The organism is Yersinia sp. 2542 StPb PI, assembly GCF_048593855.1.
Lineage (GTDB): Bacteria > Pseudomonadota > Gammaproteobacteria > Enterobacterales > Enterobacteriaceae > Yersinia > Yersinia enterocolitica_E.
Genome location: NZ_JAZGQA010000339.1, coordinates 1 through 2,173, shown reverse-complemented (window position 1 = coordinate 2,173; position 2,173 = coordinate 1). Strand labels below are relative to the sequence as shown.

The following is a 2,173-nucleotide window of genomic DNA, read 5'->3' as shown; positions in this document are numbered from 1 at the left end:
GCGTGAATAACTCATCAGTACCGTCATCTATTCTAAGCATAATAGTACTTATATATCAGTGCGATAATGATATGTTTGATGATGACCTACCTGTTTTACCTGAAATTTCCCTCACCAAAGATGAAATTATAATGCCATATTGTGATCGATATGGAATTTTAATTTCAATTAAAATGATATGTTGTGTCACAGTGAGTTAACATACTTATCAGTGATAACGCCAGTTGAGGATCGCCAGAAACCGCTAGCGAGCATTCATTGATAGTCTATTTTTGTCTCGTCAGGAGGATATAGATGAAAGAAGTCAGTGTTGGATTGATTGGTGGTGGTTATTGCAGTCATGCCGTCGGTTGGTTTCAGGCCGCAACCTTTGTTTGTGCTGTCAGCAGAATGAGGGGCTGGGACTTCGGTTGAGGCGGGTTAGCAAAATATAACGTATTACCAGTACCACCACGGTAATCGGTACATTTTAAAAATTGGGAGCGCAAAAGGATCATGCAAAATAAAAACCGTAGCAAGAATCATATAATATCGCACTCTGGAATAAAACTTATTTGTCTTCAATAACTGCATTTATCTTATTAATAAATCAGAGTGTCAAAAAGTTCTTCATCACCTCCATGTTTTAAGGTGGAGAAGGAGTTACTTTTGTTTTTTGAAACCCTTTTTGACATTAAATGGATAATCAAATAAAAAGGTAATGATATGTCGTTAATGATGAATCTCAATGCACAACAGAGAAAACGATTACATCAAATAACATTAGTCGCTACATTTGGTGGCTTGCTATTTGGTTATGATACCGGTGTTATTAATGGTGCATTTTCTTCATTGAAAGAAAATATGGCCCTGACGCCGACGACTGTGGGCCTGGTAATGAGTGTACTGTTGGTCGGTGCCGCCATTGGTAGTGTTTTTGGCGGAAAATTGGCTGACTTTTTTGGTCGAAGAAAATACCTGCTCTATCTCTCCTTCGTTTTTTTCTTTGGTGCGTTATTGTGTGCATTATCGCCTAATATCACCACTCTTTTAATTGCCAGATTTTTACTTGGTTACGCGGTAGGCGGGGCATCGGTTACTGCACCTACATTTATATCCGAGGTTGCGCCGACAGAAATGCGGGGCAAACTTACCGGGTTGAATGAAGTTGCCATTATTATTGGACAATTAGCAGCATTTGCAGTAAATGCGGTAATTGGTATTGCCTGGGGCCATCTGCCTGAGGTCTGGCGTTATATGCTATTGGTTCAAACTATCCCTGCTATTTGCCTGTTAGTGGGAATGTGGCGTTCGCCAGAAAGCCCCCGTTGGTTGATCAGTAAAAATAGGCGGGAAGAGGCATTAACAATTTTAAAACAAATTCGCCCTGAGCCACGGGCTATTAAAGAGTTTAATGATATCGTAACGTTGATTGATATCGAAAAAGAAAAGAAATTGTATGCTAAAAATGATTTGGCTATTATTTTTCAAACACCGTGGATCTTAAAATTAATTTTGGTGGGTATTGCCTGGGCAGCTTTACAGCAAACTACCGGTGTTAACGTCATTATGTATTATGGTACGGAAATATTAAAAACTGCCGGATTCTCGGAAAGAATGTCGCTAATCTGTAACGTGTTAAATGGCGTTTTTTCTGTCGGGGGGATGGTTATTGGGGTTATGTTCCTGGTTGATCGTTTTAAACGAAAAACACTGATTGTGTATGGTTTTGCCCTGATGGCAACGCTGCACTTGATTATTGCTGGCGCGGATTATTATCTGGTTGGTGAAATAAAGGCCACTGTTATTTGGTTGCTGGGTGCACTGTTTGTCGGGGTCATGCAGGGTACGATGGGCTTTCTGACTTGGGTCGTATTAGCAGAACTGTTCCCATTAAAGATTCGTGGCCTATCTATGGGGATCTCAGTATTTTTCATGTGGATCATGAATGCCATTGTGAGTTATTTGTTCCCCGTGCTTCAGGCGAAACTTGGCTTGGGTCCGGTCTTCTTGATTTTTGCTCTTATCAACTATCTGGCGATTATCTTTGTGATTACCGCCTTACCAGAAACATCCAATAAATCATTAGAACAACTTGAAGAAGAACTGTCTGCCGGTAATTAATAACATAATTTTTATATGATATAAAAAAGAACATATCGCAAAAGGGACAGATAATGATAGATAATATTAC

Annotated in this window: 2 protein-coding genes; both read left to right on the top strand. The window is 39.6% G+C overall.

Annotated elements, in window-relative coordinates; translation table 11 throughout:
- On the top strand, positions 1 to 200 hold a 200-nt coding region (locus V1952_RS21385), incomplete at its 5' end, for a hypothetical protein (protein WP_420075507.1).
- Between the two features lie 505 nt (positions 201 to 705).
- Complete coding sequence (locus V1952_RS21380) at positions 706 to 2,103, top strand: sugar porter family MFS transporter (protein ID WP_420075506.1); 1,398 nt, start codon at positions 706 to 708, stop codon at positions 2,101 to 2,103.
- Positions 2,104 to 2,173 lie beyond the last annotated feature (70 nt).